Origin of the sequence: Vreelandella alkaliphila, from assembly GCF_016107625.1 — a bacterium.
Taxonomy (GTDB): Bacteria; Pseudomonadota; Gammaproteobacteria; order Pseudomonadales; family Halomonadaceae; genus Vreelandella; species Vreelandella alkaliphila.
Genome location: NZ_JABASV010000010.1, coordinates 85,334 through 111,931, shown reverse-complemented (window position 1 = coordinate 111,931; position 26,598 = coordinate 85,334). Strand labels below are relative to the sequence as shown.

Annotated in this window: 22 protein-coding genes and 1 pseudogene; 18 read left to right on the top strand and 5 right to left on the bottom strand. The window is 53.8% G+C overall.

What is annotated here, in order from left to right:
• Window positions 1-94: 94 nt before the first annotated feature.
• Window positions 95-4,036, bottom strand: coding sequence for a phosphoribosylformylglycinamidine synthase (purL, locus tag JFC11_RS15205; protein ID WP_198349881.1), 3,942 nt, complete (start codon window positions 4,034-4,036; stop codon window positions 95-97).
• A 165-nt stretch (window positions 4,037-4,201) separates the two neighbouring features.
• On the opposite strand from purL, the gene mltF reads away from it, so the two are divergent.
• Window positions 4,202-5,668, top strand: a complete 1,467-nt coding sequence (mltF, locus tag JFC11_RS15200) for a membrane-bound lytic murein transglycosylase MltF (protein ID WP_198349880.1) — start codon at window positions 4,202-4,204, stop codon at window positions 5,666-5,668.
• 49 nt (window positions 5,669-5,717) lie between these two features.
• On the opposite strand, the gene tadA is transcribed toward mltF, so the two are convergent.
• A complete protein-coding gene (tadA, locus tag JFC11_RS15195) occupies window positions 5,718-6,170 on the bottom strand; it encodes a tRNA adenosine(34) deaminase TadA (RefSeq protein ID WP_217181852.1) in 453 nt (150 codons plus the stop codon).
• 110 nt (window positions 6,171-6,280) lie between these two features.
• Here tadA and JFC11_RS15190 point away from each other — a divergent pair, with 110 nt between their 5' ends.
• Window positions 6,281-7,105 (top strand): acyl-CoA thioesterase, encoded by an 825-nt coding sequence (locus JFC11_RS15190; protein ID WP_198349879.1) that lies wholly within the window; start codon window positions 6,281-6,283, stop codon window positions 7,103-7,105.
• Window positions 7,106-7,189: 84 nt separating this feature from the next.
• Here JFC11_RS15190 and JFC11_RS15185 read toward each other — a convergent pair whose 3' ends face one another.
• Together JFC11_RS15185 and rpmE are read right to left on the bottom strand one after the other, a co-directional pair.
• On the bottom strand, window positions 7,190-8,461 hold the full coding sequence (locus JFC11_RS15185; protein ID WP_038478085.1) for a malic enzyme-like NAD(P)-binding protein: 1,272 nt from the start codon (window positions 8,459-8,461) through the stop codon (window positions 7,190-7,192).
• Window positions 8,462-8,944: 483 nt separating this feature from the next.
• On the bottom strand, window positions 8,945-9,160 hold the full coding sequence (rpmE, locus tag JFC11_RS15180) for a 50S ribosomal protein L31 (RefSeq protein WP_009724828.1): 216 nt from the start codon (window positions 9,158-9,160) through the stop codon (window positions 8,945-8,947).
• Window positions 9,161-9,179: 19 nt separating this feature from the next.
• On the opposite strand from rpmE, the gene JFC11_RS15175 reads away from it, so the two are divergent.
• The 14 genes and pseudogenes from JFC11_RS15175 (at window position 9,180) to tatC (ending at window position 22,199) form a co-directional block, all read left to right on the top strand.
• Window positions 9,180-11,564, top strand: a complete 2,385-nt coding sequence (locus JFC11_RS15175) for a primosomal protein N' (protein ID WP_198349878.1) — start codon at window positions 9,180-9,182, stop codon at window positions 11,562-11,564.
• Window positions 11,565-11,720: 156 nt separating this feature from the next.
• Window positions 11,721-13,406: an arginine--tRNA ligase gene (gene argS, locus JFC11_RS15170; protein ID WP_198349877.1), complete on the top strand. Its 1,686-nt coding sequence runs from the start codon at window positions 11,721-11,723 to the stop codon at window positions 13,404-13,406.
• Window positions 13,407-13,409: 3 nt separating this feature from the next.
• Window positions 13,410-14,177 carry an SPOR domain-containing protein gene (locus JFC11_RS15165; protein WP_198349876.1) on the top strand — a complete coding sequence of 256 codons (768 nt, stop codon included), beginning with the start codon at window positions 13,410-13,412 and terminating at the stop codon, window positions 14,175-14,177.
• A gap of 210 nt (window positions 14,178-14,387) precedes the next feature.
• Window positions 14,388-14,921: an ATP-dependent protease subunit HslV gene (hslV, locus tag JFC11_RS15160; RefSeq protein WP_009724832.1), complete on the top strand. Its 534-nt coding sequence runs from the start codon at window positions 14,388-14,390 to the stop codon at window positions 14,919-14,921.
• A gap of 10 nt (window positions 14,922-14,931) precedes the next feature.
• On the top strand, window positions 14,932-16,254 hold the full coding sequence (hslU, locus tag JFC11_RS15155) for an ATP-dependent protease ATPase subunit HslU (protein WP_038478099.1): 1,323 nt from the start codon (window positions 14,932-14,934) through the stop codon (window positions 16,252-16,254).
• A gap of 237 nt (window positions 16,255-16,491) precedes the next feature.
• The gene (locus tag JFC11_RS15150) at window positions 16,492-16,893 is read left to right on the top strand and encodes a gamma-butyrobetaine hydroxylase family protein (RefSeq protein WP_038478102.1); all 402 of its coding nucleotides are present in this window, start codon (window positions 16,492-16,494) and stop codon (window positions 16,891-16,893) included.
• Window positions 16,894-17,014: 121 nt separating this feature from the next.
• Window positions 17,015-17,770 carry a bifunctional demethylmenaquinone methyltransferase/2-methoxy-6-polyprenyl-1,4-benzoquinol methylase UbiE gene (gene ubiE, locus JFC11_RS15145; RefSeq protein WP_198349875.1) on the top strand — a complete coding sequence of 252 codons (756 nt, stop codon included), beginning with the start codon at window positions 17,015-17,017 and terminating at the stop codon, window positions 17,768-17,770.
• A gap of 22 nt (window positions 17,771-17,792) precedes the next feature.
• Window positions 17,793-18,470: a ubiquinone biosynthesis accessory factor UbiJ gene (locus JFC11_RS15140; protein ID WP_038478109.1), complete on the top strand. Its 678-nt coding sequence runs from the start codon at window positions 17,793-17,795 to the stop codon at window positions 18,468-18,470.
• Window positions 18,470-20,092, top strand: coding sequence for a ubiquinone biosynthesis regulatory protein kinase UbiB (gene ubiB / locus JFC11_RS15135; RefSeq protein WP_038478112.1), 1,623 nt, complete (start codon window positions 18,470-18,472; stop codon window positions 20,090-20,092). Before JFC11_RS15140 ends, ubiB begins: the two co-directional genes overlap by 1 nt.
• Window positions 20,093-20,188: 96 nt before the next feature.
• Entirely contained in the window at window positions 20,189-20,545 is a 357-nt protein-coding gene (locus JFC11_RS15130; RefSeq protein ID WP_038486243.1) for a phosphoribosyl-ATP diphosphatase, read from the top strand.
• A gap of 23 nt (window positions 20,546-20,568) precedes the next feature.
• Window positions 20,569-20,853 (top strand): Sec-independent protein translocase subunit TatA, encoded by a 285-nt coding sequence (gene tatA, locus JFC11_RS15125; protein WP_038478116.1) that lies wholly within the window; start codon window positions 20,569-20,571, stop codon window positions 20,851-20,853.
• Between the two features lie 3 nt (window positions 20,854-20,856).
• A pseudogene (gene tatB, locus JFC11_RS15120) lies at window positions 20,857-21,243 on the top strand (Sec-independent protein translocase protein TatB); the annotation flags it as partial.
• Between the two features lie 90 nt (window positions 21,244-21,333).
• Window positions 21,334-21,420, top strand: coding sequence for a pentapeptide repeat-containing protein (locus JFC11_RS19190; protein WP_422822568.1), 87 nt, complete (start codon window positions 21,334-21,336; stop codon window positions 21,418-21,420).
• Window positions 21,417-22,199 carry a twin-arginine translocase subunit TatC gene (tatC, locus tag JFC11_RS15115; protein ID WP_083007012.1) on the top strand — a complete coding sequence of 261 codons (783 nt, stop codon included), beginning with the start codon at window positions 21,417-21,419 and terminating at the stop codon, window positions 22,197-22,199. The genes JFC11_RS19190 and tatC overlap by 4 nt, the downstream gene beginning before the upstream one ends.
• A 126-nt stretch (window positions 22,200-22,325) precedes the next feature.
• On the opposite strand, the gene elbB is transcribed toward tatC, so the two are convergent.
• Window positions 22,326-22,985: an isoprenoid biosynthesis glyoxalase ElbB gene (elbB, locus tag JFC11_RS15110; protein WP_038478122.1), complete on the bottom strand. Its 660-nt coding sequence runs from the start codon at window positions 22,983-22,985 to the stop codon at window positions 22,326-22,328.
• A gap of 208 nt (window positions 22,986-23,193) precedes the next feature.
• Between elbB and hemB the strand changes: the two genes are divergently transcribed.
• Both hemB and ppk1 read left to right on the top strand, forming a co-directional pair.
• A complete protein-coding gene (gene hemB / locus JFC11_RS15105) occupies window positions 23,194-24,201 on the top strand; it encodes a porphobilinogen synthase (protein ID WP_198349873.1) in 1,008 nt (335 codons plus the stop codon).
• 125 nt (window positions 24,202-24,326) lie between these two features.
• Window positions 24,327-26,540, top strand: coding sequence for a polyphosphate kinase 1 (gene ppk1 / locus JFC11_RS15100; RefSeq protein ID WP_038478128.1), 2,214 nt, complete (start codon window positions 24,327-24,329; stop codon window positions 26,538-26,540).
• Window positions 26,541-26,598 lie beyond the last annotated feature (58 nt).

Here is a 26,598-nt window from a genome sequence, read left to right as displayed (position 1 = left end):
CGTTTCATTCTATCGCAACCACCGCCAAGATCACTTCTCCACCACAGGAAAAAAGCGGCCCGCAGGCCGCTTTTCTTTAGCATGGCAGGGCGTATCAGCCCAGCCATACACGGGCGTTACGGAATAAACGCAGCCAAGCGCCATCCTCAGTCCACTCGGCCGGACGCCAGGAGTTGGTAACCGCACGAGCCACCCGCTCTGGGTGAGGCATCATAATGGTCACGCGGCCATCCGGCGTGGTGAGGCCGGTGATTCCTGACGGCGAGCCGTTAGGGTTAGCTGGGTAGCGGGTTGTTACTTGACCGTAGTTGTCGATATAACGCAGCGCTATCTGGCTGCTGGACTGCATACTGCGCAGATGCGCGGTATCACGGAACTCAGCACGTCCTTCGCCGTGGGCCACAGCAATCGGTAACTTAGAGCCTTCCATACCCGCCAGCAGAATCGACGGGCTTTTCTCTACCCGCACCATCGCCACACGTGCTTCGAACTGCTCAGATTCGTTACGCTCAAACCCAGGCCAGCTTTCAGCCCCCGGAATCAGTGTCTTGAGCTGCGAGAGCATCTGACAACCATTGCATACACCCAGCGAGAAGCTGTCATCACGGGTGAAGAAGTTGGCAAACTGCTCACGGGCACGCTCATTGAACAGTACCGATTTCGCCCAACCGCCGCCTGCACCCAGCACGTCGCCGTAAGAGAAACCACCGCAGGCGACTAGCCCTTTGAACTCGTCAAGGGAAACACGTCCTTCCAGGATGTCACTCATGTGTACATCCACTGCGTCGAAGCCCGCTTTATGGAACGCCCAAGCCATCTCGACCTGACCATTAACACCTTGTTCGCGCAGCACGGCAACAGCGGGCTTGGCCGTGTTGATAAACGGCGCGCTGATATCATCGTTGATATCAAAGCTAGGCGCGGCGCTTAGGCCAGGGTCACGAACATCCAGCAGACTATCGAATTCGTTCTTGGCGCATTCGGGATTATCACGCAGTGCCTGCATGCGGTAGCTGGTTTCCGCCCAGGTGCGCTGAGTCAGTTGGCGAGTAGTTTCCAGCAGAGGCTCTTCAAACAGCGTTACCCGCACCTGGTCGTCATAACGGGGACGCGCAATAACACCGCATGTTTCGATACCTGCCACGGCAAACTGGGTGAGCACTTCTTCAGTGTGCTCACGGCTCACCTGAATCACCGCACCCAGCTCTTCAGAGAACAGCGCATTGAACGCTTCCACCGGCTCATCAATCAGCCAGTCCAGCTTAATCTCAAGGCCCGCATGGGCAGCAAAGGCCATTTCCAACAGCGTGACCAGCAGGCCACCATCGCTACGGTCGTGGTAGGCCAGCAGCTTACCATCGCGGTTGAGCCCCTGAATGACCTCAAAAAACGCCTTCAGGTCTTCTGGGTCATCCACATCGGGACACTCGTTACCGACTTGACCATAGACTTGCGCCAGCGCAGAACCACCTAAGCGGTTTTGGCCATTACCCAAGTCGATCAGAATCAGGTCTGATTCGTCCTGCTCCAGGTTGATTTGCGGTGTCAGCGTCGCCATTGCATCGGTCACTGGCGCAAACCCCGTCACCACCAGCGAAAGCGGCGATGTGATGCTCTTTTCGTCGGCACTGTTTTCGTCCGAACTGTCGCCTTCCTGCCAAGCGGTACGCATTGACATGGAATCCTTACCCACCGGAATGGCAATGCCGAGTGCCGGACACAGCTCCATACCTACGGCATGTACAGCATCATAGAGCGCCTGATTTTCACCGGGATGGTCGGCAGCGCTCATCCAGTTAGCTGAAAGCTTAATATCCGACAGTTTGGCAATTGGCGCCGCAGCTAAGTTAGTAATCGCTTCGGCAACGGCCAGACGGGCGCTGGCAGCGGGGTTAATCAGCGCCACTGGCGGGCGCTCGCCCATCGCCATGGCTTCACCAGCGTGGGTGTCGAAGCTAGCAGTGGTCACGGCCACATCGGCCACCGGTACCTGCCAAGGGCCAACCATCTGATCGCGGGCGACTTGGCCGGTAATTGAACGGTCGCCAATGGTAATCAAAAAGCTCTTCGATGCCACGGTTGGCAGGCGCAACACTCGATCCATCGCTTCGCGCAGATCCAGATTGTCGAGCATGACGCCAGAAAGCTCTAAAGTTTGACGTTCAAACGAACGCGTCATCTTCGGCGGTTTGCCAAACAACACGCTCATCGGCAGATCGACCGGCTTGGTATCAAAATGGCCGTCGCGAACTTCCAGGTGGTGATGCTCCATGGCCTCGCCGACCACCGCATAGGGGCAGCGTTCGCGCTTGCACAGTGCGTCAAAGGTATCCAGGTCTTCGGGGGCAACGGCCAGCACATAACGCTCTTGGGCTTCGTTACACCAAATTTCCAGCGGGCTCATACCTGGCTCAGCGTTAGGCACTGCACGCAGGTCAAACAGACCACCGCGATTACCGTCTTTGACCAGCTCCGGTAAGGCGTTGGAAAGCCCGCCTGCACCTACATCGTGAATAAAGCGAATCGGGTTTTTATCGCCCAGCGCCCAACAGCGGTCGATAACCTCCTGGGCGCGACGCTCAATTTCCGGGTTTTCCCGCTGCACCGAGGCAAAATCCAAGTCCGCGCTAGACTCGCCTGATGCCATGCTAGACGCTGCTCCACCACCCAGGCCGATTAGCATGGCCGGGCCGCCCATCACGATTAGCTTGCCACCAACGGGAATTTCGCCTTTTTGCACATGGTGAGCACGAATATTGCCATAACCACCGGCCAACATAATCGGCTTGTGGAAGCCGCGACGCTCGATACCATCGTCGCTCAGCGTATCCTGCTCGTAGGTGCGGAAGTAGCCCGTCAGATTAGGCCGGCCAAATTCATTGTTAAACGCCGCACCACCGATGGGGCCGTCCAGCATAATTTGCAGCGCCGACTGCATGCGCTCTGGTTTGCCGTAGTCAAAGGCTTCCCAGGGCTGTACAAACTCGGGGATGCGCAGGTTGGATACGGTAAAGCCCGACAGGCCGGCCTTCGGCTTGCCGCCGATACCGGTCGCCCCCTCATCACGAATTTCACCACCAGAGCCGGTCGCCGCGCCTGGGAATGGTGCAATCGCTGTAGGGTGGTTGTGGGTTTCCACCTTCATCAGAATGTGGATGGGCTCTTGGTGGGCGTCGTAGCTGGCCCGCTCCCCCTCAGCGCCGATCAGTGGCGTGGGGAAGAAACGCCCCCCTTGGCTACCTTTGATCACCGCTGCGTTGTCGCTATAGGCCGAGAGCACGTTATCCGGCGAGGTCGCAAAGGTGTTCTTAATCATCTTAAACAGCGAATGACTCTGGGCCTCGCCATCAATAACCCAGTCCGCGTTAAAGATTTTGTGGCGGCAGTGCTCCGAGTTCGCCTGGGCAAACATCATCAGCTCGACATCGCTAGGGTTGCGACCAAGCTCAATAAACGCAGCCACCAGATAGTCGATTTCATCGTCAGCAAGCGCCAGCCCTAATTCTCGGTTGGCTGTCGCCAAAGCCTCACGGCCGCCTTCCAAGATATCGACACTGCCCAGTGGCGCAGGGGTATGATGAGCAAACAATTTGACCGCATCAGCAACGTCAGACAGCACGTTCTCCGTCATACGGTCGTGCAGTAACGCGCTGATCGCGTCTAACTGTTCAGCGCTAGGCTCACTGCGCAGCGCTACCCGATAATCGACACCACGTTCGATGCGATCAATCTGGTGCAGCCCACAGTTATGAGCAATATCAGTTGCTTTAGAAGACCATGGCGACTGGGTGCCTAAACGCGGCACAACCAGGAAGCGCTGGGCGTTTTCAGGAATGTCTTGGCTCGCGTGGCTGCCATAATCAAGCAGCTTGGCCAAACACTCCTGGGCAGCATCATCCAGTGTCTCGCGGTGGTCTATGAAGTGGACGTAATGGGCGGACAACGCCTCCACCTCGGGAACACGTTCACGCAACACCGTTAACAGCCGTTCATGGCGGAAGGCAGAAAGGGCAGGTGCGCCTCGCAGTTCGAGCATATCTGGGAGCCTCTAAAGCAGGAAGAGTTCGTGCGGGAAATCAGTGGGCCGCAGCGCGGCAATCTCACTATGATACTGGAAAGCGGCGGCCACACGAAATCAACAAGGTGACAGCATCTCTCAGGCTGGGTATCGTGGCAGCTTGTTTCATGCCGACAAGACGCCATGCTGACGTTGATTTGCCGACATTTTATAGCGCGTTATCGCGCCTATTTTGCAGTCATTGTTACGCTTTTCTTAGCGTTAATTCCGCGCGCCACCACGCCGGTACCGCAAGGTGAGCACCTCGCTCAGATCATCGCGAAAGAATTTATTACTATTCATACCCGCAACACACCAACCACTTACTATGAAGGCCGCCAAGGCCCCACTGGCTTTGAATATGAGCTGATGCATCGATTTGCTGACTATTTGGGGGTTAGCTTAAATCTTAATGCAAGCCACCATCCTGAAAGCGTGCTGCCTGCCGTACGAGAACAAGGAGACCTAGGTGCTGCGGCGCTACCCTTGCTGCCAGATTCACCCGGCATTCTTTACACCCGCTCAATTATCCAGATGCAGCCACTGGTGGTTTATCGTCGCGGCTTGAACGGCATAAACGAGCCAAAAAATTTAGTTGGTTTGGAATTAGGCACGCTTAGCGAAGCAGGCACCAGCCAATCACTCCTCGCCCTTCAGCGCGACTACCCAAGTTTAAGCTGGAAAGAGTCTCACGAGCTTGAAGTAGCAGAACTGCTGGCTCGGGTGGAAAACGGCACGCTGGATGCCGCAATTATTTTTGATCATCAGTTTCGTCTCAATCGGCTCTTTTTCCCTAACGTCGAGCGCGGTTTCTTTTTGGGAGAGCCGCTGTCATTAGCCTGGGCGGTACCTAGCGGGCGCGGGCTGGGGCTATTGGAAACTGCCAATCAGTTTCTTCAAGAACTGCAGGAAAGTGGCACGCTGGAGCAGCTCGTCAGCCGCTATTTTGGCCATGATGATTATTTGGAGTACGTGGGAACACGCACGTTTTTAGCCCATCTTGATGAACGCCTGCCAACCTATAGCGAGCTTTTCAAAAAGGCTGCTCGAGACACGGGGTTTGATTGGAAACTGCTGGCCGCCGTGGGCTATCAGGAATCTCACTGGGACCCTAACGCAGTGTCTCCCACCGGGGTGCGCGGCCTAATGATGCTCACCAACCCAACCGCCAGCGAGATGGGCATTGCTGACCGCACTAATCCTGCCCAGAGCATTGATGGTGGCGCCCGCTATTTACGTAGTATTAAAGATCGCCTGCCAGAGAGCATTGTCGGCAATGACCGGCTCTACATGGCGATGGCAGCCTATAACGTTGGACTCGGGCACCTATACGATGCCCGCAAGATCGCCGAAATGCGCGGCGGCAACCCAGACAGCTGGCAAGATGTCCGTGCAGCGCTGCCCTTACTTCAGCAACGGGAATGGCACAGCCAAACTCGCCATGGCTATGCACGCGGCGGTGAGCCTGTGATCTATGTACGCAACATTCGCCGCTACTACGAGATGATTGAGTACGTCGAACGCAGTCGCCAGCAGTTTTTCCAGTTGGGACAAACACTGGTTAGCGATGAGCCTCTGTTACTCTTTGATATTATTCCACCCATGGAATAATGATTGGTTGCTACTCTCTATACCGCCACTCGTTGACGATAGTAGCGGGCTAGCGTTTCGTAGCAAAAAACTGTTTTAGCAATTTTTTTGCCGGCGCTGCCAGCACACCACTGGTGACGACTACTTGATGATTGAACCACGGCTGAGCAAGCAAGTTGGCTTTTGATTCGACCATCCCCGTGCGCGGCTCTGCCGCACCATACACCAAGCGTGTTAAGCGGGCATGGACCATGGCACCCGCACACATCATGCATGGCTCAAGCGTTACAAATAGTGTGCAGCCCTCTAAGCGATAGTTACCTACTTGCTGTCCCGCTGCTCTCAGCGCGCGAATTTCCGCGTGACCGCTAGGGTCGCAACTAGCTACCGGTGAGTTTCGCCCTGCACCTATAATAGTTCCCAGAGCATCCACCACTACAGCCCCCACCGGCACCTCGCCCTCTTTAAAGGCAAGGTGTGCTTGGTCAAGCGCTCGGTGCATGTAAAATTCGTCGCTGCGTATCAAGACAAACTCCGCTAAGGTAGCAAAACGATCGTTTTAATTGTGCCATAGCCGCATAGATACCCTGGCAAACATTAGCGGCCAAACGGACAGCACTAAGGATACCGAGAATGAACGATGCGCTGAAGTTACTGGTAAGCTTACTAGAGCTGGAAACACTTGAAGAGACGCTATTTCGTGGCCAAAGCCAAGACCTCGGCTTCCCACAACTCTACGGTGGCCAGGTATTAGGCCAAGCATTAGCAGCTGCGGCCCGCACCGTGCCCGATGATCGCCGCCCACACTCACAGCATGGCTATTTTCTGCGTCCCGGCGACCCTCACCGCCCCGTCGTCTACCAAGTAGACACGATTCGCGATGGTGGTAGCTTTACTACTCGGCGCGTTACCGCTATTCAAAAAGGGCGCCCGATCTTCTTCTGTAGCGCTTCGTTTCAAAGCGCCGAAGAGAGCATTAACCACCAGCGCGCCATGCCCCACGTGCCTAGGCCAGAAGCGTTAATCGAAAGTGGAGATGTAAAACATGCGCGTTTCCCAGGTCATCCTATCGAGTTTCTGCATTTAAAAGGCAATCCAGACAATGCATCGCCTGCAGGTCAGTGCCTATGGTTTCGCCTAGCGGGCGGAACGCTGCCCGATGATCCAGCCCTGCATCGCCACCTGCTTTCCTACGCATCGGACTTCAACCTACTAACGACCGGACTGGTTCCCCACGGTATCAAGTTTACCGATCCCAAACTGCGCATCGCCAGCCTGGACCATGCCCTGTGGCTACACGAAGATACCCGCCTGGATGACTGGTTACTCTACGTGATTGACTCTCCCTGGGCTGGCGGCGCCCGCGGTTTAGCGCGCGGTCATATTTACCGACGCGATGGGCACTTGGTGGCCTCTACCGCTCAAGAAGGACTGGTGCGCTACCCGCAACAACACTAAAGCGCATCAATCAACCGGTGCGCAAAAACACCGACGCCCGCTATCAGCGGGCGTCGGAGGATACATCAACGTGCGCTAAAAAGTTTACGCACCGTAAACGTCATTAATAGTTTTGAGCGGATAGTGCGCGGGATAAGGCTTACGCGCCACACCTGAGTCTACGGCTGCCTGAGCCACCGCCGAAGAGACTCGGTCTAGCAGGCGAATATCGACCGGTGTCGGGATAATGTACTCACGCCCAAAACTCATCTCAGTGCGCTCGTAGGCGTCTAACACTTCTTGGGGTACCGGCTCTCGGGCTAGATCCTTCAGAGCGTGGACAGCAGCCAGCTTCATGGCTTCATTAATGCGTGTCGCCCGAACATCTAAAGCACCTCGGAAAATAAACGGGAAACCCAATACGTTATTTACCTGATTCGGGAAGTCCGAACGGCCGGTGGCCATGATCACATCAGGGCGTGCCTCGCGGGCCACAGCCGGGTGAATTTCCGGATCTGGGTTAGTACAGGCGAAAATAACCGGGTCTGCGGCCATTTTTTTCACTTGCTCGGCAGAAAGCAGCCCCGGGCCTGAAAGACCAATAAACACATCAGCACCGTCGATGGCATCGTCTAACGTGCGCATATTGGTATGGCGGGCGAATTCAGCTTTATACTCGTTAATGCCATCGCGATCAGCGTGAATAACACCGCGACGATCAAGCATCACCAAATTCTTTTTATTAGCGCCACACGACACTAGCAAACGCATGCAGGCAATCGCTGCAGCTCCCGCGCCCATACAGACAATCTTCACATCTTCAATACGCTTATTGGCAATATCCAGCGCATTAAGCATACCGGCAGCGGTCACAATGGCCGTACCATGCTGATCATCGTGAAATACTGGAATACTGCAGCGATCAATCAAGGCTTTTTCGATTTCAAAGCATTCGGGGGCTTTGATATCTTCCAGGTTAATACCACCCCAGGTATCCGCAATACGCGCCACCGTATCGATAAACGCCTGCGGGCTTTCAGCATCCACTTCAATATCGACTGAGTTAATGCCTGCAAAGCACTTAAACAGTACGCCCTTACCTTCCATAACCGGCTTACTGGCCAGCGGGCCAAGGTTACCAAGGCCTAGAATGGCAGTTCCGTCAGAAATGACAGCGACCAGATTCCCTTTACCAGTGTAGCGATACGCGTTTTCCGCCTCACGGGCGATTTCGCGAACCGGCTCAGCAACGCCAGGGCTATACGCCAGCGCCAGATCACGCGCGGTAGCTGTGGGTTTGGTTAACTCCACAGACAGCTTACCGGGAATCGGTTTAGCGTGATAATCCAAAGCCGCTTGCTTATTTGCATCCATCATGGTCAAGGTCCAATCAGCCTAAAGTAGAAAAGTCACTCCAGAATATAGAAAAAACCCATGCGCCTCAAGCACGTAGTAAACTTTGCAGAAAAACAGTTGTTTCAAACCCGTTTCCAACATGTTCGTAACTTTTCAACACCATTTGCTGCAACTTATAAATAAGTACGATAGCCATAAAGGTTTGCTTATTGATGCAATACGGAATTTATGAAAATAAATTCCATTAAAAACCATAAAAAACCAACCTTTCCACAGGCCTGCCTTTACAGAAGCGGCTGTGGGCAAGTATCTATTTTAAGCATCTGCTAGACGCATCCATGGATACATTATTACTAAGCAAAATAAGCCTTCAGAAGGCCTATCAGGTAAGGAAGGGAAAGGAAAATGGAAAAAGCGTGCCTCTGAGAATAAAAAGCCCACGCCGTAGCGTGGGCTTATATTACAAACACATTGTGTGTTTGCAGCAGCGCAAATCCGTTAGGATTAGCCGCGCTTAACGGCAGCGCCGAAACGCTTGTTAAAGCGTTCTACACGGCCACCAGTGGTCGCTTGCTTCTGCTTACCGGTGTAGAACGGGTGGCAGTTGGAGCACACGTCCAGAGAGAAGTCCTGACCAGAGGTAGAACCAACCTGGAAGCTTGCACCGCAAGAACAGCTAGCGGTGACCGTGTTGTAATTCGGGTGGATACCTTGTTTCATCTTGAGCCTCATGAGCTGTATGCCGCCACCTGATCCGTTGCCAGGCACCGCATACGGGTTTGAAAAAACTGCGAACCGGTTAACCGCTCCATCCTATAGATTCAGAGCGGCCGCGCATTCTAGCAAACTAAACGCCGGAGGCCAATTGTCCGACTCTGTTTCTAACCAGGCACGCCCTCAAGGCGGGTCCTCAGCACCTTTTCAAGTGCTAAAAGTCGCTCTACCATCACCACTGCGGCGTTTATTTGACTATTTACCAATACGCCAACCACCCGCTTGTGGCTGGCAGATAGGCCTTAGAGTACGCGTTCCCTTTGGCCGCAGAGAAGTGGTCGGCGTGGTGGCAGAACTTGCCAATGGCAGCGAACTGCCTCACGGGAAGCTACGCGCTATTAGCGAGGTGCTCGATGACGCCCCCCTGCCCAACGACTGGCAGTGGCTATGCCATTTCGCGGCCCGTTATTATCAGCACAGCTTAGGCGACACGATGCAGCTGGCCATGCCTGCCCGGCTGCGCCAGGGCCATCCGATGGGGGGACGAACACAGACCCTGTGGCTGCCGCTGTCACCTGGGGACGACCTGCCGCTTCAGCGAGCACCGAAACAAGCCGAGCTATATGCCCTGCTGCGTCAGCATCCACATGGACTGGCTGGTCGAGCAATCACTGCTCATGGTTTCACCCGTGAACAGCTGCTAGCCTTGCAAAAAAAGGGCTTCGCCCGTGCCCAGGAAGCCACGCTAACCGCAACACCGTCCGCTGGCGGCAACCTGCTGGCCTCACCATCACTGCCGCTGAACAGAGAGCAGGCCTCGGCACTTGCCGTATTGCATGAAAAGCTCGAAAGCTACCATCCCTGCTTACTTGAAGGCGTGACCGGAAGCGGTAAAACCGAAATTTATCTTCAGCTAATTGAAGCCCTCGCCGCTAAGGGCAAGCAGTCTCTGATACTGGTGCCTGAAATAGGCCTCACGCCTCAAACCCTGGCGCGCTTTAAGAGCCGCTTTAGGGTACCGGTAGTGGCGCTACACTCGGGGCTTACCGACCTGGAGCGCCTGGATGTATGGGAAGCCGCTGCCAATGGCCGCGCGCTAGTCATTATCGGCACCCGTTCGGCTATTTTTACGCCACTCAAAAACCCAGGGGCCATTATCGTCGACGAAGAGCATGATGGCTCCTATAAACAGCACGACGGGCTTCGCTACCACGCCCGGGACTTAGCCGTTGCCAGGGCTCATTACCACAATATCCCCCTGCTGTTAGGCAGCGCCACGCCTTCTTTTGAGAGTTTGCAGCAAGCACTTTCCGGCCACTATCGCCATCTGCGCCTCACCCAACGTCCCAGTCGACACCCACCAGCCAAGCTTGAATTGATTGACCTACGTCATCAGCGACGCCAGGGGGGGCTTCTGCCCGGCGCCATCACCGCTATCAAAAACACCTTAGCGTCAGGCAAGCAGGCGCTCGTTTTTATTAACCGACGGGGATTCGCGCCAACGCTGGCTTGCCATAGCTGTGGGTGGATCGCCGAGTGCGGACAGTGCGACTCGCGCATGACGCTACACCGCCAGCCTCCCCTTTTGGCCTGCCACCATTGCGATAGTCGGCGCGCGCTACCAGACGCTTGCCCCGAGTGTGGCAGCGGTGACCTACGCGCCCTGGGCAGCGGTACCGAACGAACTGAAGAAACGTTGCAGGGATTGTTCCCAAACGTCACCGTTCACCGTATTGACCGCGACAGTACGCGTAAAAAAGAGAGCTTTGAGCAGATACTCAAAGAGATCCAGCGAGGCGAGCCATGCTTGCTCGTCGGTACCCAGATGCTGGCGAAAGGCCACCACCTACCCCATGTCACGCTGGTCGTCGTCGTTAATGCCGACGGTGGGCTTTACGCTGCTGATTTTCGCGCGTTGGAACACAGCGCGCAGTTGCTGGAGCAGGTCGCCGGTCGCGCAGGACGTGCCGCTCATCCTGGGCGAGTACTGGTACAAACGCTGCACCCAGATGACCCGCACTTGGGCCAACTTGCAGAGCATGGTTATGGCGCACTCGCTCGTAGCCTTTTGGAAGAGCGCCGCCTCGCTATGCTGCCGCCTTTTTGTTTTATGGCATTGCTACGCATTGAAAGCCCTCATGAAGAAGCTGCCACTGCTTTGGGCCAGCAGGCTGCTCAAGCACTTCAACAATGGTTAACAATGGTAAAACTACCGGTGCGCTGCTTAGGCCCCGTCCCAGCTCCCATGGAGCGCCGTCAAAACCGTTATCATGTGCACATCATGCTGGCAGCAGACAAACGTAGCCAGCGCCATACCGCTGCTAACTGGCTGGTACAGTGGTTAGAAGCCAATCGTGAGGCGCGCAAAGTCCGATGGTCAATCGACATTGACCCGCAAACTCTCGCGTAGAGTCTCGCGTAGAGATAGACATATCGTGGGTCATTGGCTCGCCCTGTAACGTAATACGGCTTTGAAACTGCGCGCCAATTGCCGATAATGACCGCTTTGCCGCTGCCTAACATGAGCGCATGCACACGCCGCCACTGACGACATTCGGATATTTAAATGAAAGACACAATTGTTACTTTGCTGGAAGGCGCGATTGACGCGCTTAAGCACCAAGGCGTGCTGCCCGACGATTTACAGCCGACGATTAAAGTTGACCCCACTAAAGATAAAGCGCACGGCGACTACGCCACCAACCTAGCGCTTATGCTGGCGAAGCCCGCAGCAAAGAAGCCGCGCGAGCTAGCCGATCTACTGGTCGCCGCCCTCCCCGCGAGCGATGCAATTCAAAAAACCGAGATTGCTGGCCCCGGCTTTATTAATTTTTTTGCTGCCACGGATGCGGCCGCTCAAATTGTTGCTCAGGTGCTCGATAGCGGCGATGCTTTTGGCCGCAGCCTGATTGGCAAGGGCGAGAAAGTCCAGGTGGAGTTTGTTTCTGCCAACCCGACAGGACCTCTTCATGTTGGCCATGGCCGTGGCGCAGCAATAGGCGACTGTATTTGCCGCCTGTTAGAAGCCACCGGCTACGATGTGACGCGCGAATTTTATTACAACGATGCCGGCGCCCAGATCAAAAATCTGGCGCTTTCTGTTCAAGCTCGCGCCAAGGGCCTTGGGCCAGATGACCCCAGTTGGCCAGAAGACGGCTATCGCGGCGAATACATCATTGATGTGGCCAACGACTACATGGCAGGCAGAACGGTGGCAGCCGATGACCGTGAAGTCACCGCTAAAGCAGATGCCAATGACCTAGATGCCATTCAGGCCTTCGCTGTCGCTTGGCTGCGCCGAGAACAGGATTTAGACCTGAAAGCGTTTGGCGTTGAGTTTGACGTCTACTTCCTTGAGTCATCGCTTTATCAAGACGGCAAAGTAGACGCAACCGTTGAGAAGCTCGTTGCGAATGGCCATACGTACGAAGAAGACGGTGCCATGTGGCTGCGCACCACTGACTTTGGCGATGACAAAGACCGCGTGATGCGCAAACGGGAAGGTGGCTACACCTACTTCTTGCCAGATGTGGCCTACCATCTGAATAAGTGGCAACGCGGCTTTAAAACCGTGATTAATGAGCAAGGTGCTGACCACCACTCCACGGTTACCCGTGTTCGTGCTGGCTTGCAGGCGCTGGAGGTCGGCATTCCCAAAGGCTGGCCCGACTACGTTCTGCATCAAATGGTGATGGTGACCCGCTCAGGCGTAGAGGTAAAACTTTCCAAACGTGCTGGCAGCTATGTCACCGTGCGCGACCTAATTGATGAAGTTGGCCGTGATGCTACTCGCTTCTTCCTGGCCGCACGCCGGGCGGATTCGCAGCTTACCTTTGATATCGACTTGGCGCGCTCGCAGTCGAACGATAACCCGGTGTATTACATTCAATACGCCCATGCGCGGGTATCCAGCATGCTGCGCAAAGCCGAAGATGCAGACCAGCCATTCAACCACAGCGTCGCTCTAGCTAACCTCGCACTGCTCGATAGCGACCAGGAAAAGGCCGTGCTTAATCGCTTGGCACGCTACCCAGAAGTGGTTGAAAACGCCGCTAAAAATCGCGAGCCCCAGCAGGTTGCTCAGTATCTATTGGATCTTTCAGGTGATTTCCACACGTGCTACAACGCCGTTAAAGTCATGGTTGAAGACGATACCCTGCGTAACACACGCTTAGCTCTTGGCCTAGCAACCAAACAGGTGCTTCGCAACGGCCTTGATCTTATGGGGGTCAGCGCCCCAGAGGAGATGTAAGCGATGGCCAGCCCAAAAGAGAAGCCCGCCCGCCGAGGGGCAACCTCTCAGCGCAAAGCCAGCAAAAGCTCAGGTGGCGGATTCAAAATTCCTGGCTGGCTTTGGGGGATAGCAGGCTTAGCGGCAGGCTTCTTCCTAGCACAGCATCAACATGGCACCGCTCCTTGGCAAGAGCAGGAAGACACGCCCCAAGCGACTGTCTTGCCTAAGCCTGCTGACAGCGATGAGCGTAGCGCTGCGCGTCAAACAGAAACCGTCGCCGAGCCATCAATGCCAACGTTTGAGTTCTACACGCTGCTGCCAGATACAGAAGTCATTGCTCCAGGCGTGTCGCTGCCATCAACCGTGAACCGCCCCGAGGCAGCAGCACAGCAGGAACAAACGACGGCAAGTAACAACGCGACAGCTAACGAAACAACGACAAGCAGCGCAAGTGCGCGTCAGAACGATGACCCTATTGCTCAGGTTATTGCAGCTAATATGCGCCCTGAAGAGCAAGTGGCCGCTGCCCAGCAAGCGCCTGCCAGTAACACGCCTAACCGCTACATGCTACAGGCCGCGTCGTTTCGAGAGCTAAGCGATGCCGAGCAGTTGCGTGGCCGTCTGCGCAACTTAAGCCTGCTAGCCCAAGTTAGCAAAGTAAAGGCTAATGGCGATACTTGGCACCGTGTTCAAGTAGGCCCTTACGAAGATACTCGTGAGCTTAACCGCGCCCAAGACTTAATGGCCACACAAGGCATTGAGCCACTGCTGATCCAACTGCAGAACTAGTCTAACCACAGACTACTTTAACTAAAGGGCTAGACAGGCTTTCATCGCCATAAGCCCCGTTAAAAAAACAGTTTATCTAACAGCTTTATTTAGCGGGCGGTTGATTTTTTATCAGCCGCCCGCATTTTGTTGTGAATCGCTTTTTATACGGTCTTTTAAAATGGCCGATCAGTCATCGGGAGCATGTGTCTCCCCCAAGGAGTTATCTCCATGACCACTATTGTATCCGTACGCCGCGGTAATCAGGTTGCCCTTGCAGGCGACGGCCAAGTATCTCTGGGCAACACCGTAATGAAAGGCAACGCGAGCAAAGTACGCCGCCTGTATCGTGGCAAAGTACTCGCTGGTTTTGCTGGCGGCACCGCCGATGCCTTCACCCTGTTTGAGCGTTTTGAAGCGCAGTTAGAAAAATACCAAGGACACCTCACCAAAGCAGCGGTTGAGTTGGCCAAAGATTGGCGCACCGATCGAGCTCTGCGCCGCCTGGAAGCACTACTGGCCGTAGCGGACCACAGCGCCTCGCTGATTATTACCGGTAACGGTGATGTGGTTGAGCCTGAACGCGGCATTATTGCTATTGGCTCTGGCGGCAACTTTGCCCAGGCAAGTGCCCGCGCACTATTGGAAAACACCGAGCTTTCTGCTCGTGAAATTACTGAAAAGTCTCTCGAAATCGCCGGCGACATCTGCGTATTTACCAATCACCACGTGACGCTCGAAGAGCTGAACATCAACGACCGTTGAGGCCCTTTTTATGACTCAGATGACACCCCGCGAAATCGTCCACGCCCTGGATCAATACATCATTGGTCAACAAGATGCCAAGCGCGCCGTGGCCATTGCCCTGCGTAACCGCTGGCGTCGCATGCAACTAGACGATGAGTTGCGCCCGGAAGTGACACCAAAAAATATTCTGATGATTGGCCCTACCGGCGTGGGTAAAACTGAAATTGCTCGCCGCCTCGCCAAGCTAGCCAGAGCGCCCTTCATCAAGGTCGAGGCCACTAAATTTACCGAAGTCGGCTATGTAGGCCGGGACGTCGAGTCGATTATTCGCGACTTGATGGAAGCCGCCATCAAAATGGTTCGTGAACACGCGAAGGAAGAAGTCGGCCATCGCGCTGAAGATGCCGCTGAAGATCGCGTTCTAGATGCACTGCTACCACCGCCCCGTGGCCAGGAAGATAAGCCTCGGGAAGATAACGGTACGCGTCAAACCTTCCGCAAAAAGCTTCGGGAAGGTCAGTTGGATGATAAAGAGATCGATATCGAAATCTCTTCCCATGGGCAAGGCATCGACATAATGACGCCGCCAGGCATGGAGGAGATGACCAACCAGCTACAGAGCCTGTTCTCCAACATGGGCCAGCAAAAGCGCGAACAGCGCCGTGTAACGGTCAAAGAAGCACTGGTTCTGCTGCGCGATGAAGAAGCGAGCAAGCTGGTCAATGAAGAAGAGATCAAAGCCCGCGCTGTCGAAGCCGTTGAACAGCATGGGATTGTCTTCTTAGATGAGATCGACAAAGTTGCCAAGGGTAGCGGCCAGTCTAGCGGTGGCGAAGTCTCCCGTGAAGGCGTTCAGCGTGACCTGCTGCCGTTAATCGAAGGCTCTACCGTTTCAACCAAATACGGAATGGTCAAAACCGATCATATCCTGTTTATTGCCTCGGGTGCCTTCCACCTATCGCGTCCCTCGGACCTTATTCCAGAGCTACAAGGACGCTTGCCGATCCGTGTTGAGCTGGATGCGCTGACCCCCGGCGATTTCCAGCGGATTCTCACCGAGCCATCCGCCTCGCTCACCAAGCAGTACCAAGCGCTGCTGGCTACCGAAGGGCTGGATATCGAGTTCACTCCAGACGGTATCGAGCGTATTGCCGAGATTTCCTGGCAGGTGAACGAAGGCACCGAGAATATTGGTGCTCGCCGTCTACATACAGTGCTGGAACGGCTGCTCGAAGAAGCCTCATTTAAAGGCGGCGACATGGATAGCCCGCTGGTCATCGATGCCGATTACGTCAATGCCCAACTGGGTGAGCTAGCAGTAGACGAAGACCTATCGCGCTATATTTTGTAAACGCGCTTATATCGGTATAGCCCGCAACAGCTTGCCCGCTTTTTACGCAAGCAAATGCCGCTGTTCAGGCTGCGCTGCGTCTAACGTTACGCACGATAACAACATCCCTGTTGCTCGTGCTTGATCGACGTCCTGTCGATCAAACGTTAGCCGTGGCGCTTGCCTTCACGCATTTGCTAAAGCGCAAATAGTCGGTCAATCCGCTTTAGCTCAATATCGTAAAAGGTGACGTCATCCATGAATGCCCCTACTTCTACGAATGCCCCCACCCCAACGCGGGTTCACTACCATAAGCAGGCTCGCGAGCTAGAACTTAGCTACGCCACGGGTGAAAGCTTTCGACTGCCTGTCGAATTTTTACGGGTTTATTCACCTTCAGCCGAAGTGCGTGGCCACGGCGGCGATACTGCCGTGCTGCAAGTGGGTAAAAAAGATGTCGGCCTGCAAAACATTACCCAAGCCGGCAATTACGCTCTGAAATTGCACTTTGACGACGGCCACGACAGCGGACTTTACAGCTGGAACTATCTTTACGACTTAGCTCAGCACCAAACAGATTATTGGCAAAACTACCTACAACGCCTAGAAGCGGCCGGCGCCTCCCGCGAACCAGCCAGCATCCAATTCAAACAGCTGTGACGCTTCACCTCAGTTGAAGCGCAGACAAGTTGGGGGTGAGAAGGCTACAATGTCGCTAACCATTTATTGCGACGACCTTTTGGTCGACTATTACCGCCTCGAACTCGGGAGCTAGAGCCCCATGAGCCCCACTGAAAAACGCACCACCCATTTTGGTTATCAGGAAGTCGCAGTTGACGAAAAAGCGTCTCGTGTTGCCGATGTCTTTCATTCGGTAGCTGCACGCTATGACATCATGAATGACTTGATGTCCATGGGTATCCATCGCGTCTGGAAACGCCTTACTATTGAGCGCGCAGGCGTTCGTCCTGGGCACCATGTGCTGGATATTGCTGGCGGCACTGGCGATTTAACGCTCAAATTTTCTCGTCTGGTTGGCCCGCGTGGCAAAGTGGTATTGGCCGACATTAACGCCTCCATGCTCAACGTTGGCCGCGACAAACTGATGGATAATGGCGTCGGAGGCAACGTTGAGTATGTACAAGCCAACGCCGAGTGCCTGCCATTTCCGGACAACAGTTTTGATTGCATTACGATTGCCTTCGGACTGCGCAACGTCACCGATAAAGACGCTGCACTGCGCTCTATGACACGCGTGCTAAAGCCCGGCGGACGGTTGCTAGTGCTTGAGTTTTCAAAGCCAAATAATGCGCTGCTGTCGAAAGCCTACGATGAGTACTCCTTCCGCCTTCTACCTAAAATGGGCGAACTAGTGGCCGGAGACGGTGAGAGTTATCGCTACCTCGCCGAATCTATTCGCATGCATCCCGACCAGGAAACCCTGAAAGGCATGTTGGAAACGGCAGGGCTTGATCGGGTTGAATATACCAACCTGACCGGCGGTATCGTGGCCCTTCACCGCGGCATTAAATTATGAACTCACCGACAATGAGGTCAGCATGCTAGTCACCCCGACCCTGTTGCTGGCCGGATGTGAACGCACGTTGAATGCCTTGCTTGCCCGTGATCCGGCCTCACCTGCGCGCTTGTCTGCGCTAGCAGGGAGTCGACTACTGGTAAGGCTTGAAAAGCCTCACCTTCAGTTGGTGCTGCACTATCACCATGCGGGGATTGATTTGCTGCGTGGCGATGATCTAGACGAAACTGACGTCGACGCCATCGTCGAGCTCACCCCTGAAACGCTCTCTGAGTGGTTAAGTGGTGCCTCCATTGAGCGGTTGATGTTTGATGGCAAGCTTTCTGTGCGTGGCCGTATCCACCTCTTGGAAGCCACCCGCGACCTGCTCTTTGATCTGGATATCGATTGGGAAGGCGAGCTAGCTCGCTGGCTGGGGGATATGCCGGCCCATTCACTGGCCGAAGGTATCCGGCGCGCCGCACGCTGGGGGCTAAGAGCGAAAGATGAGCTGCTGCAAGACGTTTCTGAATATGTATTTGAAGAAGCACGCATACTCCCCGGCCGCCAACAGCGCGATGTACTCCGAGATCATTTGACCGAACTAGAGATCGCGACCGACCGCCTGGAAGCCAAACTCAATCGCCTGCATAAGCGCTTGACACAGTTGACGGCCAGTCAGTCGCCAAACAAGCAGCCACACCTCAAGGAGCCGCACTGATGAGCCTGCGGTTATTGAAAATCTCTTGGATAGTGGCTCGCCATCGCTTAGATACGTTGATACCCGTTGAGCGGCTGCCGTTCTGGCTACGTGCCTTAATGGCTCTTTCGCCTCTAAAACTGTTTCCTGTAGGGCAGCGCAGTCGCGGCGAGCGACTGCGCCTGGCCCTGGAAGCGCTGGGGCCGATTTTTATTAAATTTGGCCAAATGCTCTCGACCCGTCGAGACCTATTGCCCGAAGACATCGCCGATGAATTAAAACGGCTGCAAGACCAAGTGCCGCCCTTCCCCGGCGAACTAGCCGCTGCACGGGTCGAAAAAGAGCTTGAAATGTCGCTCGTAGAGGCATTTGCCGCCTTTGACCGAGTGCCTTTGGCGTCAGCATCGATTGCCCAGGTGCATGCGGCAACGCTGCATAGCGGTGAAGATGTCGTCGTCAAAATTATTCGCCCCGGCATCGACCGCATTATGCGTCAGGATATGGCGCTGATGTATCAAATCGCTAAGTTGCTGGGTAAAGTGCCTGACGCAAAACGCTTACGCCCTGTAGAAGTGATTCGTGATTACGAAGCCACCTTATTTGACGAACTTGATCTCTATAAAGAAGCGGCAAACACATCGCAACTTAAGCGTAACTTCAAAGACTCACCGCTGCTGTTTGTGCCGACAATCTATTGGTCATACACCCGCCGCCATGTCATGGTCCAGGAGCGCATTCGCGGCGTACCAGTGGCTGATTTAGATACCCTTATTGCGCGTGGAACCAACCTTAAGAAGCTGGCTGAACGCGGCGTAGAAATCTTCTTCACCCAGGTCTTCCGAGATAACTTCTTCCATGCCGATATGCACCCCGGCAATATCTTTGTTAACTGCGATGATCCTGAAGATCCACAGTATATCGCCATCGACTGCGGCATCGTGGGGAGCCTTACCCGAGAAGATCAAGACTACCTAGCGCGCAACCTACTGGCCTTTTTCCATCAAGATTATTACGAAGTAGCGGCGTTACATATTGAGTCCGGCTGGGTGGGCGAAAACACGCGCGCTAACGAGTTTGCAGCCGCTATTCGTACCGTATGCGAGCCCATTCTTGAAAAGCCGCTAAAAGATATTTCGTTTGGGCAGGTGCTGTTAGGACTGTTTCAAACAGCACGACGCTTTAATATGGAAGTACAGCCACAGTTAGTATTGTTGCAAAAAACGCTGCTTAACATCGAAGGGCTGGGTCGTCAGCTTTACCCTGAACTAGATCTGTGGAGCACTGCGAAACCATATCTAGAAAAGTGGATGAAACAGCGCGCTGGTATCGGCGGCCTTTGGGAGTCGCTCAAACGCCAAGCGCCGGAGCTTTCTCATCAGTTGCCTGAGCTACCCGTGCTAGCGCATCAAGCGCTGAGCCGAATGGAGCATGAACACCGCCAGCGTCATCAGCAAGTGAACTCCATTAGTACCGTTCAGCAGCAACTGACGCGCCAGCATAAACGTCATTACCGACTGCGTATCGGACTTATTTTGCTTGCTATTGCCCTGGCTTGGCAGCCGCTGAGCAGCTGGGCATCGGCTCAAGAGTGGCCTGTTTTAGCAGCTGCGGGAGTAGGTTTGTTGCTGCTGCTATGGCAATGAAACATTCTGGCAGTAAGATAAAGCGCCTCAGTGTCGCCCTTGGCGAAAGCACTGATCTTTGGCGAAAGCGCTGTGATGATTGATAAAAGGATGCCTATGACTGATTCTACCCAGACGACGCAAGTGCTAGATGCACTCGCGGAGGTCTTAAAGCAGCGTCGACATGCTTGTGCAGAAGATTCTTATGTTGCCTCCTTGCATCATAAGGGTTTGAACAAGATACTCGAAAAAGTCGGCGAAGAGGCGACCGAAACAATTTTGGCTGCTAAAGATGCCGAGCACGGCGGCGAGCAGGCGCATCAAGCTGTGATCGCTGAAACCGCCGACCTGTGGTTTCATAGTTTGGTGATGCTGTCGCACCTTGAACTGGATCATCAGCGCGTTTTAGATGAGCTAGCACGGCGGTTTGGTATTTCTGGTCATGACGAAAAAGCGTCCCGCACACAACGTTAACCTGCACTGATGAGGAAATGCATATGTTAGGTGGTATCAGTATTTGGCAGTTGCTGATTGTTCTGGGCATTATCATCCTAATTTTCGGCACCAAGAAACTGCGTAATGTGGGCACCGACTTAGGCGGTGCAGTCAAAGGCTTTAAGAAGGCCATTAACGAAGAAGAGAAAGACGGCGACAAAAAAGATGCTGACCAATCTCAGGCGAAGGTAAGCCACGAAGAGGCTGGTAACACCTATGATGTTCAAGCAGAAGAGAAGCGTGCCGCCGAAGAACGCCCCACAGAACGTAACGAAGAGCGCAAATAACCCATGCTGGATATCGGCTTTCTTGAACTGATGCTGATTGGTATCGTCGGGCTTCTGGTGCTTGGCCCAGAGCGCCTGCCTAGAGCCGCTCGCACAGCAGGCATGTGGATTGGCAAAATCAAGCGTACGGTATCCGGTATGCAGCGCGAGATCAGCGCTCAGTTGGAAGCAGAGGAGTTGCGTCAAAAGCTCAACGAGCAACAGAAAAAGCTCGATGACAGTCTCAAAAAAGCCAAGCAGGATGTTGAGAGCATTGCCGACGCCCCCTCTTCTTCCAGCACTTCGACACAAGCGTCCCAAAACGAGACCGAGCAGCGGGTTGCCAACGCGAGTGCTCGACTAGATGATGCACTGCAAACAGTACGCGAAGACACGCCAGCAGCCTCTTCCTCAACGCCTCATCAACGTGCTACCGATGAACTGCGCGCGGTAAATCCTAGCGGCAAAAATGAGTCTAGCAAGAATGCTAAGCAAGCGGATGTGGGAAATGCCGATGCTAAAAAGGCGGATCTTACAAAGGCGGATCTTACAAAGGCGGATCTTACAAAGGATAGTAATCACCAATGAGCATGTCTGGCGACTCCCAGGAGCCACGTAAAGACCAAGGCCAAGCGCCTCTTATTGAGCACCTGATTGAACTACGCTCGCGGCTTATGAAAGCGGTCGTGGTTATATTAGTCGTATTTCTTGGCCTTTATGCCTTTGCTAATGACATCTACAGCTTTGTGGCTGAGCCATTAATGGCACTGTTGCCAGAAGGCTCACAGATGATAGCCACCGAGGTAGCCTCGCCCTTCTTGGCGCCCTTCAAACTAACCCTGGTAGTCGCCGTCTTTATCGCTATCCCCTTCGTCCTGCACCAAGCATGGGCATTTGTAGCACCTGGGCTTTACGATAACGAAAAAGCGCTGGCGATACCCATTCTGGTCTCCAGCATAGCGCTATTTTACGCTGGGGCGGCCTTCGCTTATTACGTGGTTTTTCCGCTGCTCTTTGAGTTTTTCACCCAGACCGGGCCGGAAAACGTGGCGGTAATGACCGATATTAATCAGTATTTGAACTTTGTACTTAAGCTATTTTTCGCCTTTGGTGTTGCGTTTGAAATCCCCATCGCAACATTTCTGCTAATACTGTCTGGCGCGACCACGGTCGAAAGCCTTTCTAAAAAGCGCCCCTACATTATTTTAGGCTGCTTTGTGGTGGGCATGCTGCTTACTCCTCCCGACATTATTTCTCAAAGCCTGTTAGCGATACCGATGTACCTACTTTATGAGGTGGGCCTATTGTTTGGCCGGTTGGTACGCCGTAAGGCAAAGGCGGATGACGCTGAGGAACAAGAGACCTAAAAGCACTATTAAAGGCGATACACTGCTCAAAAAAAGCCTCTGCCATGGGAACATGACAGAGGCTTTTTGCTCTTCATACGAGAGGCTTTTTGCCCTTCATACGAATAGCCGATTACCTAGAAAGCATTAGCCCATCATTTCATCAATGCGGTCTACCAACTTAAAGATACCTGTTGCGGCCTCACTGATACGGGTCGCCAGCATGTAAGCAGGCGTCGTTACCACCCGATGCTCATGATCTACCACAATGTCTTCTACGCCACAGCTGCGATGCAGGCCACCCATCGCACTAATGGCGCCAGAAACACTCGGATCATGACCAATCGTCACGGCCACACCTTCGCCAAGCAGGCGCGGGACCAAAACAGGAGCAATACACATCAGGCCAATGGGTTTTGCCTCTTCTTTAAAGCCTACCAGCGCTTCTTTCACGCTCTCAAGTACCTGCATGCTATCGCCCTGGTCGGCAAAATCAGACAGGTTTTTAGCGACACCAAAGCCACCAGGAACAATGACCGCATCAAAGTCATCTGCATCTAGCTCAGTAATCGGGCTAATATCACCACGGGCAAGGCGCGCCGACTCCTGCAGTACATTGCGCTGTTCGCCCTCGACAGGCTCTTGGGTTAAGTGGTTAATCACATGATGCTGAGCGACATCCGGCGCAAAGCAGCGATAGCCAATCCCTAACTGATCAAGGCGCAGCAGCGTTAGCGTTGTTTCATAGATTTCAGAACCATCAAAAACGCCGCAGCCTGCTAATACGATTGCTACCTGTTTGGTCATGCTTATCTCCTTATCGTAGCGCTTATTATCGCTGTTAAATCGTCGCCACTTAGCGTCGCTGAGTGGCTCACTTTAGTCAGTCTATAAAGCCACTACAAGCCAGCTATCACAAGCCCGCTTTCGCTGCAGTGCAGGACTGATATACTCACGTTAGGCCTTTTAGGGCACCCACTATTCGATTGACTATGCGATTGTTTGGAGAAAGCCGTTGAACACCTCTGCTCCCCGTCACTTCCCTGCCACCAGACTTCGCCGTATGCGTCGCGACGATTTCTCCCGTCGCTTAATGCAGGAGTCGACGCTAACACCCAATGATTTGATTTTGCCGGTTTTTGTACTGGAAGGCGAAAATCAGCGCGAAGCGATTGCCTCAATGCCCGGTGTTGAGCGTCTTTCCATCGACCTGCTGATTGAGCAGGCACGTGAGGCCTACGCGCTGGGTATTCCTGCCTTAGCTCTCTTCCCCGTTGTCAGCGCTGAGCAAAAAAGCGAGTTAGCAGAAGAGGCTTACAACTCGAATGGTCTGGTTCAGCGTAGTGTACGGGCGCTAAAAGAAGCACTACCAGAGCTTGGCATTATTACCGATGTCGCCCTTGACCCCTATACTAGCCACGGACAGGACGGCATTCTTGATGAGCACGGCTATGTGCAAAATGACCGCACAGTGGATACGCTACTCAAACAGGCACTCTCCCACGCCGAAGCAGGCGCCGATGTCGTGGCACCTTCCGATATGATGGATGGCCGCATCGGCGCCATACGCCAAGTGTTGGAGCAGGAACACCTGCATAATGTGCGTATTATGGCGTATAGCGCTAAGTACGCCTCTAAATATTACGGCCCTTTCCGTGATGCAGTCGGCTCTGCCGCCAATCTTGGCAAGGCGGACAAACGCACCTATCAGATGGATCCCGCCAATAGTGATGAAGCACTGCATGAAGTCGCTATGGATATCGCTGAAGGCGCTGATATGGTAATGGTAAAACCTGGCATGCCTTACTTGGATATCGTACGTCGTGTAAAAAGCGAACTCCAAGTACCGACATTCGCTTATCAAGTCAGCGGTGAGTACGCCATGCATCGCGCCGCTTTCGACAACGGCTGGCTTGAGGCCGAACCCGTCATTCTTGAGTCACTGATGTGCTTCAAGCGAGCAGGTGCAGATGGGATTTTAACCTATTTTGCCTTAGAAGCAGCACGCTTGTTACAGCGTTAATTTCAGGGGTCAAACCTTCAAAGATGACAAACCGGTGACACTTGTTTGTCATCTTTTCCCGGCATACTCCTATTAACAGTAGTTATCACGCTATGATGAGTATGAACCACCACCGGGGGGCAGCCATGGACGATCAATCAGCAGATTCCACGCCAGCATTTTCTAGCGAGTCAACGAACGCTGCAAACGAGACGGTAAGTGGCGAGGGAGAGGCTTTGCCATTGCGTATCAATCGTACCCCCACCGGAGTTCACGCGAAAGAGGCTCACTTGGAAGCGGATCTTGACGACCCGCAGCTTTACTTCAATCGCGAGCTTTCTCATCTGCAATTCAATATCCGGGTGCTTGAACAAGCCCTAGACGATGCACATCCGCTACTTAACCGGCTGATGTTTCTGCTGATATTTTCATCCAACATGGATGAGTTTTTTGAGATAAGAGTTGCTGGGCTTAAACACCAAATGGCATTAGGTGACGATACCACCGCCGCCGACGGCCGCTTACCTAAGGCTGTGCTGGCAGAAATCTCGGATATCGCGCATCAGCAAATTGCCCGCCAATATCAAATATTGAACGAAACACTGCTGCCCGCGCTGGAAGCTCAGGGGCTACGCTTTCGTCGTCGCGATCAGTGGACCGACGAGCAAAAAGCGTGGGTTAAAGGTTTTTTTGATAACGAAATCATGCCGGTCATCAGCCCCATTGGCTTAGACCCTTCCCACCCGTTTCCACGTTTGGTTAATAAAAGCCTCAACTTCATTGTTGAACTAGAGGGAAAGGACGCCTTTGGTCGGGCTGGTGGCATGGCAATACTGCCAGCGCCTCGCTCACTGCCTCGCTTGATGGCACTGCCTAAAGCTCTGTGTGCAGAAGGTTTCTCTGAGTATATTTTCTTGTCATCGATGATTCACGCTCATGCAGAGGAACTCTTCCCCGGTATGCGTGTGCGCGGTTGTTATCAGTTCCGGCTGACTCGCAATGCCGATATGACCGTCGACCCAGAAGAGGTCTCAGACTTGGCCTCAGCGCTACGTGGCGAGCTATTAGCCCGCCGTTATGGCAGTGGTGTTCGCCTTGAAGTCGCTGATAATTGTCCAGATGACTTGATCAGTTTCTTGCTGCGCCAGTTTGAGCTAGAAAGCAGCGACTTATACCGTGTTCAAGGGCCGGTAAATTTGACCCGCATGATGGCTGTACTCGGTGATGTTGACCGACCGGAACTGCTCTATCGCCCCTATTCGCCTAGCGTGCCAAAAGCATTAAAGGGTGGCAGCCTATTTAGCGCTATTGCCAAAAGCGATATCCTGCTTCATCACCCATTCCAGTCTTTTTCACCTATTGAAGACCTACTACGCGAGGCCGCACGCGATCCGGACGTACTGGCAATCAAGCAGACTCTGTACCGCACGGGCGCAGATTCAACGATAGTGAGTGCTCTGGTCGATGCCGCCAGCCAAGGCAAAGAAGTCACCGTTGTTATCGAGCTGCGGGCGCGTTTCGATGAGGCCGACAATCTTCAGTTAGCATCACGCCTGCAAGAAGCCGGCGCCATCGTGATTTACGGCATCATGGCCTATAAAACCCATGCCAAAATGCTACATATCGTACGACGTGAGAAGGGCGAGCTGCGCCACTACGCACATTTAGGCACCGGCAACTACCACTCTAAAACAGCGAAACTATATACCGATTACAGCCTGCTAACTGCCAATACAGCACTATGCGCGGACGTGCACAAGGTGTTCCAGCAGCTTTCTGGCATGGGCCGCGCGCGCAAGATCGACACGTTGCTCCACGCCCCCTTTACGCTTCACGAGCGCTTAGTCGAAATGATTGACCGTGAAGCTCAGGTGGCGCTTAAAGGTAAGCGCGGGCACATCATTATTAAGTGCAATTCGCTAACAGAGCCCAAGCTTATCAAAGCGCTTTATCGCGCCTCGCAAGCAGGCGTAGAGTGCGACCTAATCATTCGCGGCATGTGCTGTTTGAAACCCGGTATCGAGGGTGTTTCAGAAAATATCCGCGTCCGGTCGATTATTGGGCGTTTTTTAGAACATACCCGCGTTTTCCATTTTCACAATGACGGCAAACCAGAAACATGGTGCTCAAGCGCTGATTTTATGTCACGCAATATGTTCCATCGCGTAGAAACCTGCTTCCCGCTATTGGATAAAAAGCTTGCCACGCGGGTACGTAAAGATTTAGAGACCTACCTCGTCGATAACTGCCAAAGCTGGTTACTAAAAAGCGACGGTAGTTATCACCTCCAGGATCCTGGCAATGGCGACGCGATCAGCGCTCAGGAAACACTGCTCTATGCCTACGCATCAAAAAGCTAGCTGAGTAGAAAGGAGGGTTGGGGACGGTTAGCCATGATTGACCTGCCGTATCAGCATG